General features: G+C 64.9%; 8 protein-coding genes and 1 pseudogene. 6 read left to right on the top strand and 3 right to left on the bottom strand.

Annotated elements, in window-relative coordinates; translation table 11 throughout:
* Positions 1–21: 21 nt before the first annotated feature.
* The 3 genes from LJ656_RS30970 to LJ656_RS30960 form a co-directional block, all read right to left on the bottom strand.
* Positions 22–1,722 (bottom strand): formylmethanofuran dehydrogenase subunit A, encoded by a 1,701-nt coding sequence (locus LJ656_RS30970; protein WP_230513278.1) that lies wholly within the window; start codon positions 1,720–1,722, stop codon positions 22–24.
* Entirely contained in the window at positions 1,719–3,158 is a 1,440-nt protein-coding gene (locus LJ656_RS30965) for a molybdopterin-binding domain-containing protein (protein ID WP_230513277.1), read from the bottom strand. The genes LJ656_RS30970 and LJ656_RS30965 overlap by 4 nt, the downstream gene beginning before the upstream one ends.
* Before the next feature lie 294 nt (positions 3,159–3,452).
* Positions 3,453–4,181, bottom strand: coding sequence for a HisA/HisF-related TIM barrel protein (locus LJ656_RS30960; RefSeq protein WP_230513276.1), 729 nt, complete (start codon positions 4,179–4,181; stop codon positions 3,453–3,455).
* Between the two features lie 13 nt (positions 4,182–4,194).
* On the opposite strand from LJ656_RS30960, the gene LJ656_RS30955 reads away from it, so the two are divergent.
* The 6 genes and pseudogenes from LJ656_RS30955 to LJ656_RS30930 all read left to right on the top strand — a co-directional run.
* Positions 4,195–5,325 (top strand): ATP-grasp domain-containing protein, encoded by a 1,131-nt coding sequence (locus LJ656_RS30955; RefSeq protein ID WP_230513275.1) that lies wholly within the window; start codon positions 4,195–4,197, stop codon positions 5,323–5,325.
* On the top strand, positions 5,322–6,416 hold the full coding sequence (locus LJ656_RS30950) for a hydantoinase/oxoprolinase family protein (protein ID WP_230513274.1): 1,095 nt from the start codon (positions 5,322–5,324) through the stop codon (positions 6,414–6,416). The genes LJ656_RS30955 and LJ656_RS30950 overlap by 4 nt, the downstream gene beginning before the upstream one ends.
* A 172-nt stretch (positions 6,417–6,588) precedes the next feature.
* Entirely contained in the window at positions 6,589–7,179 is a 591-nt protein-coding gene (locus tag LJ656_RS30945; RefSeq protein ID WP_230513273.1) for an amino acid kinase family protein, read from the top strand.
* A 520-nt stretch (positions 7,180–7,699) separates the two neighbouring features.
* The gene (locus LJ656_RS30940) at positions 7,700–7,996 is read left to right on the top strand and encodes a DUF3828 domain-containing protein (protein ID WP_230513272.1); all 297 of its coding nucleotides are present in this window, start codon (positions 7,700–7,702) and stop codon (positions 7,994–7,996) included.
* A gap of 109 nt (positions 7,997–8,105) precedes the next feature.
* Entirely contained in the window at positions 8,106–8,579 is a 474-nt protein-coding gene (locus LJ656_RS30935; protein ID WP_230513271.1) for a DUF3828 domain-containing protein, read from the top strand.
* A gap of 345 nt (positions 8,580–8,924) precedes the next feature.
* A pseudogene (locus LJ656_RS30930) lies at positions 8,925–16,606 on the top strand (two-partner secretion domain-containing protein); the annotation flags it as partial.
* Between the last annotated feature and the right edge of the window lie 1,079 nt (positions 16,607–17,685).

Here is a 17,685-nt window from a genome sequence, read left to right as displayed (position 1 = left end):
GTGGCATAGCTGTTCAGCCGCTCATCCGTGGGCCAGGCATTCGACCGGCAACAGCCGGCCGCCGCGGCAACAGCGGCACGCTTCGTCGTCGCTGATCGCGGCGTGCGCGAAGTTGTTCGCGAGCTTCGCGTCGGTATACGCGCGCACCGTTTTCTCGATGCCGCGATCGAACTGCGGCGTGACGAAATGAATTCCGCCGGTCGGCGTCGCGACCAGCGTGCCGTCGCGCGCGACGAGCTCGCCATCCTTGAACACATACGCGGGCGACGTGAACATCCGCTCGCGGTCGGGTTCGTCGCGATACACGGCGATGTCGGCCGCCGCGCCGGCGCCCAGGTGGCCGCGGTCGCGCAGACCGAGCAGCCGCGCGGGACCGGCGCGCGTGATGATCGCGATCTCGTACAGCGAGAATTCGCGCGTCAGTTCGGGCAGCGCGCTCGCGACCGGCGCTTCCGGGTGGAGCCTCGCGAGCTGTTCGTCGCGAAACGACTTGTCCATCAGCAGGCGGATCAGATGCGGATAGCTGGTGAACGGGCCGCCGTTCGGGTGATCGGTGGTCATCGCGACGCGCCACGGGTCGTCGACCAGCAGGAAAATCTCCAGCCCGATGATCCATTGCAGCGCATTCACATAGCTCTGCTCGCGATACCGGAACGGCACCACGCCGCAGCCCGCGTCGCACTCGATATCGCCGACCACCCACTTGTGCGGCCGCGCGAGCGGGGTGTTGCGGAACTGCATCATCGTGTCACCCGAGGCCGTGACGGTCTGTCCGAAGATGATCTGGCCGACGTCGATCGACACGTTCGGCCGCGCGTTGAGCGCCTCGGCGATCTGCCGCGCGCCCGACGAAAACTTGCGCGGCCCCTCGACGCCGTAGCTGTGAAACTGGATGTGAGTCAGGTGGACCGGCAGGCCGTCGGCGGCGTCCATCGTCGCGAGCGTCGAGACGATATTGCCTGGCACGCCCAGGTTACTCGCGTGCACGTGCAGCGGATGCGGCACGCGCAGCTCGGTCAGCGCGCGGGTCAGCGTGTGCAGCACGTCGCGCGGGGTGATCCCGTAGTGTGCGTGCGGCTCGTCCACGTCCAGCGAGCGCTGGTTGAACTTGAACGCGGAGATCCCGCCGGGATTCACCACCTTCACGCCGAGCGCCTTGCTCGCATGGATGGTCCAGCCGACGTAATCGCGCAGACGTTCGAAGTCGTCGCGCGCGGCCAGCATCTGCAGGAACATTTCGTCGTTGCCGAGCATCACGTAGGCGCCGTGATCGATGATCGGCGTGTCGCCCATTTCGAGGTGGGTGTGGCGCGCGTTGGACGGCATCATCGCCGGTTCGAACGCGGCCGTGTAGCCCATTTCGGCGTAGCGGTAGCCGGTCGCGAGCGTGCCCGGCGTGCACACGCCGCACGACGGCAGGCGCAGATAGCGGCCAGCGTCGTCCCGCACCGCTTCGTACGCGGGGTCGCGTACCGGGTCGGCGCGATGGTCTTCGGGCAGCAGCAGGCGCGACAGATTAGTCTTGCCGCCGCCGATATGCGAATGCATATCGATGCCGCCCGCCATCACGATCATTCCGGTCGCGTCGTATTCGCGATCGACCGGCGTGTACGCATCGGCGTCGACGATGCGGCCGTCGCGGAACACCAGGTCGCGGCGCTCGCCGTTCACGTTGTGCACCGGGTCGAACAGCGTGCCGCCTTTGAGTCGGACGATGCTCATCGCGAGGCCTCGCGGGTGGTGGGCTGCGTGGTCAGGCTCGCGGCGAGCTTCGCGTTCAGCTTCGTCGTCAGCTTCGCGGCCACCGATGCGACCGATTCCAGCGGCGCGCCGCGCGCGGCGGTCAGCGGCAGCACCACCGAGCTGTCGACGCGGAACAGATGGCCGTCGCTGTCGATGCCCGGCGTCGCCGCGGGGATGAACACGGTGTTCGCGCCGCGCGCCTGCGCGGCCGGCGCGAGCGCCGGGTGACCGAGCACGATCAGCGGCAGCGCCGGGTCGAGCGCTTCGGGCCACGCGTGCGGCGCGAAGCTCGCGATCCACAGCAGCGCGTCGACTTCGCGCTCGGCGAGCAATCGGGCGGTACGGTAGCGGTACGGGTCGTGATCGAGCGGCGGCGTGCCGGCCATCCGCGCGGGCGTCGCGACGCGCGTGCGCAGCGGCAGACCGGCGAGCCAGGTCACGGTCTGATTGACCGACAACGCGCCGTCGTCGCCGCCGAGCGCGAGACAGGCCGCGCGCGTCGTGCGGTTCGCGGCTTTGACGATGCGGTGCAGTGCTTCGATCAGCAGCGCCGCGTGGGGGGCGGGTAGCGCGGCGGGCTCGTAGACCACGACCGTGTAGCGGGCGGACAGGATGCGGGCGTGCAGCGCGGCGAGCGCTTCGGCCACGCTGTTTGCTTCGCTTCCGGCGTTGCCGTTTCCGTTGCCGTGCAGCGCGGCGGCGTCGCGCCCTTCGGCGAGCGCCGACCACAGCGCCAGCAAGTCGTACGGATCGGCGTCCGGCAGCAGCGTTTCGACGCGTGCCTGCGCGAACCCATCGGCCGCCGGGTCCGCCGCGCCGCCGACGAACACCAGCTCGCGCGCGATCTCGATTTCGCCGCCCGCCAGCGTCCGCGTGAAAAAGCGCGGATAGCGTTGCGCCGGCTGGCAACCGAAAAACACCAGCAGATCCGCACGCGAGCGTACTTCCGACAGCGTCGTGAAAAACGCGCCGCGGTCCTGGAGCGCGAGCGTCGCGGGCGTCAGCGCATCGCCGTGCTGGTGATCGAGGATCGCGCCGCACGCGGCGGCGAGCGGATAGAGCGCGCGGGTTCCGCCGACATCGGTCGCGAGACCGCCGAACAGCGGACGGCGCGCGTTCGCGAGTCGCTGCGCGGCGTGCTCCAGCGCGTTATCGAGCGATGCGTCGTTGCCGTCGATCAGGCTCGCGCACTGCGCGTCCGCCGCGCCGTAATGCGCGAGCGCCTGCGCAAGCCGCGAACATTCGGTGTCCTGCACAGCCAGCGAGCCGTCGCTGGAGACGGCGGCGTTCAGGTCATCGCATAGCAGCGGGCAGAACGGGCAGACCCAGTCGCGTGTGATCGTTGCGGCGCGCGCGCCGGGACTGTCCGGGGCGTTTGTGCTGGCGGTCGACGGATCGTTGGGCGAGAGGTGCATCGCGCACTTTCAGCAAGGTCCATGCCGATTTGTTTCGAATCCCTAAGCGCGCCGCAACGCGACGCGCCGCGAATCTCTGCGCACGGTCGTGCGGCGTTGCTTTTCGGAGTTCGCCGCGCACGCGGGTTCGCCGGTCTTGCGCCGGATTCGCTACGCAGGCGACTGTCCTCTAGCCGCTGCGCCGCACAGCTTGTGTGCCGTTCTGGAGCAGAGTGTCACGAGAAAGAGCACCAGCCTGTTGTTTCCTGACATCCCCCGAGTGCCGATCGCGTGGCATGGAAATTGTATGGTGGGCTACGCCGAAGCGCGGTGCGTGCAGTCGATCTGAAGGTCGTGCAGCGCCGATGCGACGAGCCACGCGCTCGCGCCGCTGCTTGCCGCGGCGGCCAGATCGTCGCGATCGCGGATGCCGCCCGCGCCGATCACGATGGTGCGTGCCGGTGCCTGCGCGCGGATGCGTTCGACGCTTGCCAGATCGGGGCCGGCGTAGCTGCCGACCTGATCGAGCGTCATTGCGATCACGCGCGACGGCCACAGGGCCGGCGAGCGGTCGAGTCCGGCGGCGGCCAGCGGTTGGCCGGCGCGCTGGTCGAGCGACAGGATCGGCGCGAGGCCAGCGGTTTGCGCCGCGCGCACGGCCTCGATGTCGTGCAGCGATTCGGTGCCGAACACCGGCACCAGCGGTGCGAGGTTGGAGTGGGCGGCGGGCGCGTCGAGTTGCGCGAGCAGCGTGCGCATCGATGCGTAGTCGGTGAAGCCGGCGTCGAGCCAGAGTTCGACGGCCGGCAGTGCGGTGCGCAGCTCGGCGAGCGTCGCCAGATGCGCGCCGCGCCGCAGGATCGCGCCGAGGTCGGCGATATAGAGGGTGCGCGCGCCGCTCGCGTCGAGCAGCGCGCGGGCGATGGCGAGCGGCTCGCTGGCCGCGGTAAGGCGCGACTGGATCGGGCGGTACGCGTTCCGTTCGCCGCGCACCGCGCGCACGACGTGGCCGTCGAGAAGATCGAGAACCGGTATCACCTGCATAGGGGCGCGTCCTTTGACCAAGATCTTGGTGTACGAGTATCTCACCGGCGGCGGCATCGACCCCGGCCTCGCCGGGCCGGGCAGCCTGGCCGATCTGAGCGCGCTGATCGTCGAAGGACGGGTGATGCGCGACGCACTGGTGGCCGGTCTGCGTGCGGTCGATGACGTTCAGGTCACCTACGCGACCTCGCGCTTCGAGACGCCCGCCGCGGGCGACGCTCATTGTAGGGCGGCGCCCGGCGAATCGATCACGGCTTTTGTCGCGCGCGCGGCGCGTGAGCACGACTACGCGTGGATCGTCGCGCCGGAATGCGATGGCTTGCTGCTGCGCTTTTACGATGCGGTGGGCGCGGCGCGCTGGCTCGGTTGCGCGAAGGAGGCGATTCGCGTGACTTCCAGTAAGAGCGCGACGGCTGCGCGGTTGGCCGCTTGTGGGATTGCGGTGACGCCGGCGCTGGAGGCGGTTGATTTGAGCGAGGCGGGCGATTCGAGCGATGCGGGCGACATGGCCGGCGCGCGCGATTCATTTGCACTGCAAAAAGGCCGCTGGGTCGTCAAACCCGACGACGGCGCCGGCGGGCTCGACACCATCGTGTTCGACCGCTATGCCGATGCGTGCGCCGAATATCACGCCCGCGCGGCGGCGGCGCGCAATCCGGTGTTGCAGGCATGGGTCGATGGCGAGCCGTTGAGTCTGTCGCTGATCTGCGGCGACGGCGGCGCTTGCGAACTCATCAGCATTAACCGCCAGCAGATCGGTTTGAGCGGCGACGACGATAGCGCTCACCGGATCGTCGAATTCGACGGCGTGCTGGTCGATCAGATCGAGCTGCGCAGCGAGCGCGGCCGCACGCTCGATGCGCTCGCGCAACAGGTCGCCGGTGCGATTCCTGGGCTGCGCGGTTTCGTCGGTATCGATGTGGTGTGGCATCCGCAGCGCGGGCCGGTCGTGATCGAAGTGAACCCGCGCGTGACTGTCGCGTATGCGGGGCTCAGCGCCGCGCGCGGCGGCGAGCTTACGCGTGCGTTGCTGGCCGCGCATGGGGTGCGTGTCGAGCGCTCCGCTGGGACGGGGGGGCAATTGCAGTCGGAGCCACAGTCGCAGTCGCGGCCCATGCCGTCGTTCGCCCAGGTGCGGTCTTGAGTTCCGCGCAATCCTCTTCAAACACCGCCGCGGCGCTATTCGGCTGGGACGTCGGCGGCGCGCATGTGAAGGTGTCGCTGGCCGATGCTCGCGGCGCGGTGCACGACGTCGCGCAATGGGCGTGTCCGCTGTGGCAGGGACTCGATCATCTGGAACGCACGATCGATCTCGTGTTCGAGCGCTGGCCGCAGGCTCATACCGCCGATGCGCGTCACGCGGTGACGATGACCGGCGAGATGGTCGACCTGTTCGCCGACCGCGCCGAAGGGGTACGCGCGATCGTCGCGACACTCGCGCGGCGGCTCGGCGCGCGTCCCGATTTCGCGTCGCATGCGTCGTTGCGCTTCTATGCGGGCGACGCCGGCTGGCTCGCCGCCGACGCGTGCGCGGCCGGCTGGCGTCACGTCGCGTCGGCGAACTGGCTGGCCACCGCGAACTGGCTCGCGACGCGCGTCGCGGACGCAGTGTTGATCGACATCGGCAGCACCACCACCGACATCATTCCGATCGTCGCCGGACGGGTTGCCGCGCGCGCATCGACCGATGCCGGCCGCCTCGCGACCGGCGAGCTCGTTTATCACGGCGTGGTGCGCACGCCGTTGTGCGGGGTCGCGCATCGCATCGAATTCGACGGCGCGACGGTCAACGTGATGAACGAATGGTTCGCGACGACCGCCGACGTCTACCGGCTGACCGGCGAACTCGAGCCGCTGCACGACGCGTATCCGAGCGCCGACCAGGGGCCGAAGACGCCGGCGGGCAGTCGTGCGCGCATCGCGCGGATGATCGGCCGCGACGCGCACGAAGCAGCGGACGCACACTGGCTGTGTTTCGCACAGCGCTGGCGCGAATTGCAGTTGCGCGAGATCGGCAGGAATCTGGCGAATGTCGTGGCCGCGCATCCGGCGCTCGCGACAGCGCCGCTGGTGGGGGCCGGCTGCGGGCGCTTTCTGGTTGCCGCGTTGGCGCGCGACGACGCGCGTGACTATCTCGACTTTGGCGCGCTGGCGGGGGTGCCGGACGTGTGCGCCGGGTGGGCGGCGACCTGTGCGCCGAGTGTGGCGGTGGCCTTGTTGGCGGCGCGCGAGTAGCGGTCGGCGGGGAGGGGGTGGGCGATCTAAAAGCAGGAGCGGGAGCAGGAGAGTGAGCGCGAGCGCGCGGCCGGCGGCGGGGCGGTACGCGCGGGGGCAGGTTCGGCGTCGAACGCGGGATCAACATGACGGAACCCAACTGGGCATACGACTGGACGCGAGGAAAACAGCCATGTGGGTGATCAAGATCGGAGGCAGTCTGAGTCACGACCCGGCGCTGCGCGATTGGCTCGGCGAATTGTGCGAAGTCGGCGGAGGGCGCGTGGTCATCGTGCCGGGAGGCGGCGATTTCGCGGACAAGGTGCGGCAGTACCAGGGCGAATGGCAATTCGACGACCTCGCCGCGCACAACATGTGTCTGCTCGCAATGACGCAATACGCGCTGCTGATGCAGGGGGTGTCGCCGGAACTGGTGCTGGCGTCGAGCGAGGCGAAGATTCGCCGCACGTTGCGCGACGGCCACGTTGCCGTGTGGGTGCCGACCGCGTTGATGCGCGACACCCCCGATGCGATGAGCAACTGGGACACGACCTCGGACAGCCTCGCGGCCTGGCTGTCGACGATGCTCAACGCGGAGCGGCTGGTCGTCGTGAAGTCGTGTGCGATTGCGGCGGACGAACCGCTGGAGGCGCTGGCCGCGGCGGGGGTGGTCGATCGGCGGTTTGTCGGTTATGTCAGTGATGCGAACTATGTGGTGGAGCTGCTCGACAAGGATAGCGTGGCGTTGATGCGGGATCGGTTGTTGAATATTCCGGTGATTTGAGGGGGCGCGTGTGATATGGGTCCGTCTGCGATTGCTTTCGGCTTCTCGCGTGAAGGTGCGCGGCAGGTAAGGGTTGCTGTCTCGAAATGCGGAAACCTCTATTTTTTGACCTAGATCAACGGAACGGGAGGTTATTGTCGAATTGATTTCGGGATACTTATAAATGCCATTACCCTCCAATTTTTTCATGGAGGAGAAACCCGATGGAATGGGACAAGATCTCAGCCGTGGCATATCTCCGATCGAACGCGCGAGCGCATAGTGATTCAAATTGCGCGGCTTACGTTCGTCGGGCGATCGAGCGTGGCGGGATCAGGTTTTATCGGCACGACTGAAAGATGATCATGAAACAACGAACGCTTAAAACTTCTTTCTCGGCGTTGCTGATCGGCATGACTTTGGCGTTATGTCAGGTGACAGTCGCTAATCCAACACAGCAATATGCAACACCTGAGGCGACCGTCAAATCGTTTGCGAATGGTTTATACCGCGCATTGAGAAAATTCACGGCGATCCAGTCATGGATAAAGAAATCATGCGCTACGTCAATCCGGCAACAGTAGAGCAATTGAGAGAGCTGTATCTAAATGACGCGTTGCCCGGCGACGCGAACTACTTTACCAAAGCGCAGGACGTCGATGAAAGAAACTGGCTTGCACATACGATAGTGCATCCGGCGCTCATGCTTGCCGATGGAGCCCTCGTTGCGGTCACGTTCGGAACCGGTGGTATGAGGACAAGTGCCGTCGTGATTCTGCGCAAAATCGACAGCAACTGGCGGATCACGAAAGTCATCGATCCCCGCGGCGGGCCGTAATCCCGTTCGTATGGGTCTATTCGTCACGTCGTGTAGAGGCGCTTTCCGGTCACGCCGGATTGGACTTCTCCCATCCTCTCACAGGTTTTTTCGTTAAGGTTGTACGCATATGAAGCGTCTGAATTCCGCCGGCTTCTGTTCGGTGCTGTCCATTGTTGCGGGCCTGCTTTTCTGTCAGCCGTCGCTCGCGCAAACCACATTTCAACCGGCACCACCGGAAGCGGTTGTTAAAGCGTTCTACGGTTGGTTTATCGAGCGTGATACCGACGATCAGATATATCCACTGATGGACAAGGAAATACGGCGATATGTCTCTGGAGAGACGGTTGAGCGACTGAGAGAGCTTTACCTGCACAGGGCGCTACCGGGCGAGGTTGATTACTTCACCAAAGTCAAGAACTACTACGCCGAGGACTGGCTTGCTCACACCGTGGTAGAACCGGCGATCATGCTGGATGACACAGCGCTCGTTGCCGTTACGTTTGGTTCGGCCGACAGACGAAAAAGCGTCGTCGTGTTTTTGCGCCAGATCGATGGTATGTGGAAGATAAGCAAGGTCGCTAATCCGTGCTGCAGCCTGTAACCGGTTCCGTCCGGCCCGGGTCGTCCGCACTGGCAGCACCGGATGCACGTCGCGACCGCCACATCTGCCGATTGATATCAAGGAGCCCCATGCTCCGATTTTTTTAGCTGAATCAATGCCAGTGCGCGAACGGAAGCGGCTAATGCCGCCTTATCAATTGCACGGCGGGGAACAGACGTTTATTCGTTTGTACGCAGCATCCGCATTTATTAGCGCTTATCACCCATCGGACAAGTCTCATTTCCAGTTTCGATTTCCGCTTTTGCATGAACTTTGCAATAGTTAACACACCCGGAACGGTGGCATAAGGTATTTTCTGGCGCATTAATAATTACGCTACGCAGAATGAATACCAAGATGTTCAGGCTGGTTTTCAGCCGATGCCGGGGTATGCTGGTCGCTGTTGCAGAAACCGCCATTTCCCACGGCAACCCAGGTCAGGGCGAAAACCACCCATCGCCCTCGCGGTCTCCGGTCACGCTGTTCTCGATGCGTCACACGGCATTCGCCGCGCTGATACTCGCCGGATTCGCTCCCGCTTTCTCGAATGCGCAGATCGTGCCGTCCGGTGCGCACGCGCCGAACGTCATGGATACGGCCAATGGCCTGCCGCAGGTGAATATCACGAAGCCGTCGCGCGCCGGCGTATCGCTCAACACGTATTCGCAGTTCGACGTGTCATCCGGCGGCGCAATTCTCAATAACTCGCCCGTTAATACGCACACCGAACTCGCGGGACAGATATCGGGCAATAAGAATTTCGGCGCAAACGATGCCGCGAAGCTGATCGTCAATCAGGTCAACAGCAATAACCCGTCGTTGCTGCGCGGCTATGTCGAGGTCGCCGGACAGAAAGCGGGCGTCGTGCTGTCCAACAGCGCGGGCATCGTGGTCGACGGCGGCGGTTTCATCAACACCACGCGCGGCATTCTGACGACCGGCAATCCGCTGATCGATGCGAATGGCAATCTCACCGGCTTCGACGTTACCGGCGGCACGATCACGGTTCAGGGAGCGGAATTCAATGCGTCGAATATCGACCAGGTGGATTTGATTGCGCGCGCGGTGAAGGCGAATGCCGCGATCCGTGCGAATACGCTGAACGTCGTGGCCGGCGCGAATCATGTCGATTACGCGACGCTGAAGGCGACGCCGATCGCAGGCAATGGCGCGGCGCCCGGTGTGTCGATCGATGTCGCGCAGCTCGGCGGGATGTACGCGAACCGTATCGTTCTGGTGGGCAATGAGTACGGCGTCGGGGTCGCGAATGCCGGCACGATCGCCGCGCAGGCCGGCGATCTGACGTTGACCACGTCGGGACAGCTCGTCCAGTCGGGCAGGATGACCGCAAGCGGCAATCTCGCGATCGACGCGGCAAGCGTGGCGAACAGCGGTACCGTCTACGCGCAGCAGTCGACCTCGATCGCGACGACCGGCGCGCTGGCGAATAGCGGCACGCTGGCCGCGCAACAGAGCACCACCATCACCGCCGGGTCGCTTGACTCGACCGGAGTCCTGGGCGCCGGTGTCAACAACGACGGCACGGTCGCCAACTCCGGCGACCTCAGTGTGTCGACCACCGGCCAGCTCAACGCGAGCGGAGAAAACGTTGCCGGCGGCAACGCGACGCTCGCCGGCAACGGAGTAAATCTCGCCGGCAGCGAGACGGCGGCGAACGGCAACCTGTCGCTGACAGCACAGTCGGGCGATGTGAACCTCACCGGTGCGGCGACGAGTGTCGGTGGCGTGTTGAACGCTCATGCAGCCGGCGCGCTCATCAATGACCACGCAACGCTCAACGCGGGTAGCGGCATCGCGCTCGATGCAGGCAGCGTGTCGAACGGGAGCGGTGCGCTCGTGTCGGGCGGCGCGATGCAGGTGCGCGCAGGCGTCATCGCGAACAGCCAGGGGACGATGGAGAGCGCTGCGGCGATGTCGGTGGCGGGGGCATCGCTCGACAATACGGCGGGGCGCATTACGTCCCTGAACGGCGACGGCCTGACGGTCACGACCACGGGCGCGTTGACCAATGCGGCCGGCACGACCGCAACCGGTGCGCAGGGCGGCGTGATCGGCGGTGAGGGCGCGGTGACGCTGCAGGCCGGCAGCATCGCCAACCACGGCGCGGTGGTCGCGCAGACCGACCTCCAGCTCGACGCGCAGTCGATCGACAACAGCGGCGGTGCGCTCCAGACAGCGGGCAACGCGACGGTCAACGCCGGCACGCAACTGACGAACAACGGCGGCACCCTCGTTGCAGGCGAGGCGGCGACATTGAGCGCCGCGACTCTCGACAACAGCGGGGGCGTCACCGAGGCGGCGCAACTATCGCTCAACGCGACCAACCTCGTCAACCATGCCGGCACGATCACGCAGACGGGAACCGCAGCGATGAACGTCGCCGTCTCCGGCCTGCTCGACAATTCGGCAGGCGGCACGATCCAGACAAACGGCACGGACCTGACGCTGGCGCCGGCCACGCTCGTCAACGACGTAGGCACTATCACGCACGCGGGCACGGGCACCCTCACGATCGATCCGGCCAATGGTTCGGGCTCTTTCTCGAATGCGGGCGGCACGGTGTTGACGGCGGGTCAGCTGGCAATGCAGGCCGCGAGCCTGAACAACCAGGCCGGCACGCTGGCCGCGCAACGGGCGATTGCCGCGAGCATTGCCGGCGACGTGAACAACGCGCACGGACAGGTGCGGTCGCTCGCGACGATTGCGCTCGCAAGCGGCGGCACGCTCAGCAATACGAACGGCCAGATCCTGGCAGGGACGGGCGCGGCGGGTGACACCAGCACGCTTTCGCTTCAGGCGGCGGCGATCGACAACACGAACGGCGTGATCGGCAACTATGGTTCGGGCGACACGACCGTGCAGGGCGGCAGCGGATCGTCGACAGCGGCGGCCAGATCGCGGGCAACGGCAACGTGACGCTGGCCGCATCGGCGATTTCGAATACCAATGGCGGCCGGGTCAGCGGCGCGACTGTTGCAGTCCACACCGCTACGCTCGATAACACAGCGGGCACAATCGGCACCTTTACCGGTTCGGGCGGCGATGTCGCGATTGCGGCGACGGGCGCGGTCACGAACACGAACGGCCAGATCGGGGCGGCGCATGACCTCGACATCTCCGCCAGCACACTGTTGGGCGGCGGCGCTTACTCGGCCGCCAACGATGTCGCGGTGACCGTTCAGGGCGATTTCGCACCGACACCGGATCTGCAGTTCAACGCCGGTCACGACCTCGGCTTTACGTTGCCCGGCACGTTCAGCAATTCCGCGTTGCTACAGGCGGTCAACAACCTGACCGTCGACGCGAACGATATCGCCAACAGCGGCGCGATGATGGCGGGCGGCACGCTCTCCACCCACTCGAATACGCTGGAAAACACGGGCGCAATCGTCGGCGGCAGCGTGTCGCTGAATGCCACGAGCCGCATTGCGAACGTCGGGGCGACCGCGCTGATCGGCGCAACCGACAGCACCGGCACGCTCGAACTGCTCGCGCCCGCCATCGAGAACCGCGACGACACCACGGCCACCGATACGCAGGCCAGCACCGCGATCTTCGGCCTTGGCAAGGTCGTGCTCGCGGGCGGCAAGGACGCGAACGGCAACTACACCAACGCGAACCTGATCGATAACGTATCGGCGCTGATCCAGACCGCGGGCGACATGGCGCTGCACGCGAACCAGATCACGAACACGCGGCGCGTGATGACGACCCATGGGGCGTACACCGGGACGGTCGATCCCGCGCTGCTGGATCAGCTCGGCATCAGCATGTCGGGCTGTACCGCGACCTACATGGCGGCATGCGGTCCGGGCAATCCGCAGGTGCTCGGTTCGACGGGCGATCCGTCGGTGATCGGCGGCGTGCCGACCGATCCGCCTCACGGCGGCCAGTGGAACAGCACGTACCAGTACACGACCTACACGGGCGTCGCGCTCGGCAACCTCGTGACGGGGATCAGCCCGCAGGCGCAGGTCATCGCGGGCGGCAACCTCGATACATCGTCAGTAGTCCTGTTCCGCAATTACTGGAGCGCGGTCGCGGCGGCCGGCGACATCGCCGCGCCGGTGACGCTCGATCAGGATAGCTGGCGCGGGCAGCTGGCACCGGGTGTGCAGGTCACCTACTCCGGCCAGTATCACTACAACAATTACGACAACACCGAGCACAACTGGCAATTGCCGTTCGGCGACGCCGGGTTCATAACGTCGAAGCCGGGCGGCTACACGCAGGCGGCGCCGGCCGATATTCGCACCTACGCACTGCCCAGCTACGAATCGACTTTCGTGGCCGGCGGCACGCTCGCGGGCACCGGCGTGAACATCGAGAACACCGCGGGCAATGCGGGGCTGCCGTCGTTCGGTCTTGCGCCCAGCCAGCCGGCGACGGGCGTGAGCGTCGGCGCGGTCGACGGCGGCGCGGCGCAGATCGATCCGGCCATTGCGCGCGCGACCGCGGTGAACGTGCTGAGCAATCTGTCGATCCCGCAGGGCGGCCTGTTCAGGCCGGCCACGGCGCCGGGCGCAACGTACCTGATCGAATCGAACCCGGCCTTCACGAGCGCGAAGACGTTCCTGTCGAGCGACTACTACCTCCAGCAGCTCGGCCTGAACCCGCAGTCGGTGGAAAAGCGTCTCGGCGACGGCATGTACGAGCAGCAGCTCGTGCAGAACGAAATTACGTCGCTGACGGGCAAGGCGGTACTCGGCCCCTACACCGACACGCAGGCGATGTACGAAGCGCTGCTGGCCGCCGGCGCGTCGCTCGCGCAGTCGCTGAATCTGCCGCTGGGCATGGGGCTGTCGGCGGAGCAGGTGGCCGCGCTCACCAGCAACGTGGTCATCATGCAGACCCAGGTGGTCGACGGACAGTCGGTGCTGGTGCCGGTCGTCTATCTCGCACAGGCCAGCCAGCAGAACATGAATGGACCGCTGATCGCGGCGACCGACATCGATCTGCGCAACGCGCAGAGCTTCTCGAACAGCGGCACGCTGCAGGCGGGCAATTCGCTGACGATCGATGGTAAGGCCATCGACAATACGTTTGGTATGTTGCAGAGCGGTGGGGTGATGGCGCTCAGGACGGAGGGGGATGTGAACCTGACGTCGGCGACCGTGAAGGCGGGTAGCCTCGCGCTGAACGCGGGCGGCAACGTGCTGCTGAACACGGCGACCAATACGCTCGATCAGGTCAGCGCGACGGGCGCGACCCGGACCACGACGACGCTCGGCCCCGTTGCGAGCGTGAACGTCGCCGGCGATGCGGCGATCGTGACCGGCGGCAACTTCGAGCAGAACGGTGCGAACCTGAATGTCGGCGGCAACCTTGGGATGGCCGTCGGCGGCAACTACGACATCGGTACGGTACAGACCGGAGAACACAAGGTGGTCGAGCGCGCGAACGGCGTGTCGAACACGAATATCAACAGCGCGACCGGCAGTTCCGTGAAGGTCGGCGGCGTATCGCAGATCGGCGTGGGCGGCAACCTGACCGCGACCGGCGCCGACATCAGTCTCGGTGGCGGCGGCACGATCGCCGCGATGGGCGACGTGATGCTGCAGGCCGCGAAGACGACCTCGACCGTCGACAGCAGCAGCGCCGGCAGCGACCGTCACGGCAGCTATGCCGAGTCGTCGCATGCGTCGGGCGAATCGCTGAGCGGCACGGTGCTGACCAGCGGCGACACGCTGAACGTGCTGTCGGGCAAGGATATCAACGTGACGGGCAGCGCAATCCTGCTCGATCAGGGCAATGCGAACCTGCAGGCGGCGGGCGACGTGAATATCGGCGCCGCCACTGCGACGCAGGTCGCCAACTCGCAGGAGACGCACAGTCACAGCGGCGTGCTGAGCAGCACGCAGATCGCCAGTTCGAGCGACTCGACCATCACACAGTCTCTCGGCAGCACGGTTTCCGCTGACGGCGTGACGATTGCGAGCGGCCACGATCTCAACGTGACGGGCAGTACGATCGTCGGCACGAACGACGTGGCATTGAGCGCCGCGCATGACGTGAACATCACGACGTCGCAGGACATGGAGAATACGTCGACGAGCTACGAAAAGCATCAGTCGGGATTGATGTCGAGCGGCGGAATCGGGTTCTCGATTGGCAGCGCGTCGCTGAAGCAGACGACGCAGACCTCGCAGGTGACGAACAACGCGAGCACGGTCGGGTCGCTCGACGGCAACCTGAGCATCAGCGCGGGTAACGACCTGCATGTAACGGGCAGCGACATGGTGGCGGGGAAGGACGTCACGGGCACCGCTGCGAACGTAACGATCGATGCCGCGACGAACCGCTACCAGATGGCCGAGACTCAGGAGACGCACAAGAGCGGCGTGACTCTCGCTCTGTCGGGTAGCGTCGGCGATGCGATCAACAGTGCAATCCAGCAGACCCAGGCTACCCGCGACAGCGCGAACAGCGGCAACGATCGCGCGGCGGCGCTGCATGCGATCGCTGCGGCAGGCAATGCGGGGATTGCGGTTGCCGGCGTGACGGGTGGTGCACTGGCCGGACAGAACCCCAGCATTGCGGTGCAGTTCAGCGTCGGATCGAGCCAGAGCAGGAGCAACTCGTCGGAAGTCCAGGCCACTCAGCAGGGATCGGGCTCGACAGCGGGCGGCGCGGCAACGTTCGTCGCGACCGGCGACGGCACGGCGGCCAGCGGCAACATGACCATTGCCGGCTCGAACGTCAATGCGAACGATGTGCTGCTTGCCGCGAAGAACCAGGTGAACATCGTCAACACGACGGATACCGATTCCACACGTAGTTCGAATTCCTCATCGAGTGCGAGCGTTGGCGTGTCGTACGGTACGAATGGCTTTGGCGTCTCCGCGTCGATGTCGAACGCGCATGGAGATGCGAACAGCGACGCGGCGATCCAGAACAACTCGCATATTACGGGCACGAATAGCGTTGCGATGGTTTCGGGCCGCGACACGAATATCATCGGTTCGGATGTCGCGGGCGGGACGGTGACGGCGAATGTCGGTGGCAATCTGAACATCGCAAGCGTGCAGGATACGACGGCGAGCGCCGCGCATCAGAGCAGCGCGGGCGGCGGATTCAGTATCAGCCAGGGTGGTGGGAGCGCGAGTTTCAGTGCGCAGAATGGCCATGCGGATTCGGACTATGCGCAGGTCAAGGAGCAGGCGGGTATTTATGCGGGAGATGGCGGGTTCGATATCAACGTCAATGGCAATACCGATCTGAAGGGGGCGGTGATTGCCAGTGATGCGGATGCTTCTGAGAATTCGCTGACGACCGGCACGCTTACCTTTAGCGATATCGAGAACCGGTCGCACTACAGTGCGACGAGTAATGGTGTCAGCGTGGGTGGAGGCGTCGGCAGCACAGGCAAGGCAACCGGCCCCGGCTCGGTCGGCGGCTCCGGTGGCGTGGTGCCGATGATGTCGCAGAACGAAAACGGCGACGAGAGTGCGACGACGCGAAGCGCGATTGGTGGGGGCGCGATCAATATCACGAATGGGGCTGCGCAGACGCAGGACGTGGCGGGCCTGAGTCGTGATACGTCCAACACCAATGGCACGGTGTCGGCTACGCCGGACGTGAATAATCTGTTGTCGCAACAGGCTGACACCATGGCAGCCGCGCAGGCGGCGGGTCAGGTTGTGGCGCAAGGGATTGGGGCGTATGCGGACGTGAAGCGGAATGTGGCGCTGGCGTCGGGTGATCAGGCGACCGCTGATGCATGGGATGAGGGTGGGACGAATCGCGTGGGGCTGCACGTTGCAGGCGGAGCGTTGATGGGCGGGCTGGGCGGCGGCAGTGTGTTCAGTACAGTCGGCGGTGCAGCGGGTGCCGGGGTATCGTCAGCGTTTGCGGGCAAGCTGAACAGCTTGGCTGATTCGATTGGCGACAGCACGGGCTCGATGACGCTGGGCAATGTGGCGTCGAACGTGCTGGCCGGCATGGGCGGCGCTCTGGTTGGAGGCAGCGCGGGAGCGTTCACGGCGTCGAATGCGGACCTGTATAACCGCAGCACCGGCAATGGCGATGGCAAGGGCGGCACGGGCAGCGACTTCCTGGATCGTCTGGGCGATGCGCTCGTGTCCACGACGACAGATCCGCTTGGTGCGGTGAACCATGCACTGAACAGCATCTTTCCGTCGCCTTCGGCTCAGAATCCTCCGGCCGATCCGAATCCGTTGGTGCAGGCGAACGACAACGGCAATCCGCCAGCCACGGGCGGGGCCGTGGTCACCCCGCCAACGATGATTTGCACCCCCAATGCGGGTTGTGTAACGATGCCTGCTATTGCGACGCCGGGAACGCCGGGGTATGAGCCCGGTAATGCGACGTTGAGCAGTGGCGGAGATAATGGCAATGCGCAGGGCTCAAACGGGAGCGCCGGTACGACCAATACCAGCGACCTACAAAATGCAGCGAATCAACCGATTAACGATTCTGGTCTGTCGGCTGCTGCGAGAGCGTGGGACAAACATGCTGGCCGTCCCGGCGGCACATTTGAACCACTTACGGGCTCTATTACGGATAAGAATGCTGCAGCAAGCGAGTTTGTGAACCAGGTCTTAAACGACCCGTCTACAACGCAGACGAACCTTTCGCGTGGAGGTGTTGAATTCCGTTTGCCCAATGGACAGGGGATAAGGTTTAATGCCGACGGTTCGTTCTCTGGCTTCTTGGATCCGAGGAAATAAGGTGAATCGAATGACTGGATTTAGTATCGACTTCGTTAGTGACATGGATCACGAACACCTTATGGCCGAGATAAGCTTCAACGGTCAGCGGCTCTGCGTTTTAGACAAAGAAGGTGGAAATGACTCGATGGAAATCGAGTTCCTGGCTGATCTGTATGTCTTGCCAGAGAGTGTGAGAATGAAGTTCAGTCTTGCAGAGTTTCTGAAAACTATCGAGATTGCACGGTCTGACTTGGAAAAGTGTGCATAGAGACGTAACAAGACTAACAAACCCGGCCTCGAGCCGTAATGCCGTTCAGTTAAGCGACTGAACGGCATTTTTGTTTCCCGCGCAAAGTAGTTGTAAACGGGGCATGGCGATGTTAACTTGCATCGCCATGCTGGTTGATGATCTG

The organism is Paraburkholderia sejongensis (assembly GCF_020880815.1).
GTDB lineage: Bacteria > Pseudomonadota > Gammaproteobacteria > Burkholderiales > Burkholderiaceae > Paraburkholderia > Paraburkholderia sejongensis.
This window is presented reverse-complemented; position numbering and strand designations above follow the sequence as displayed.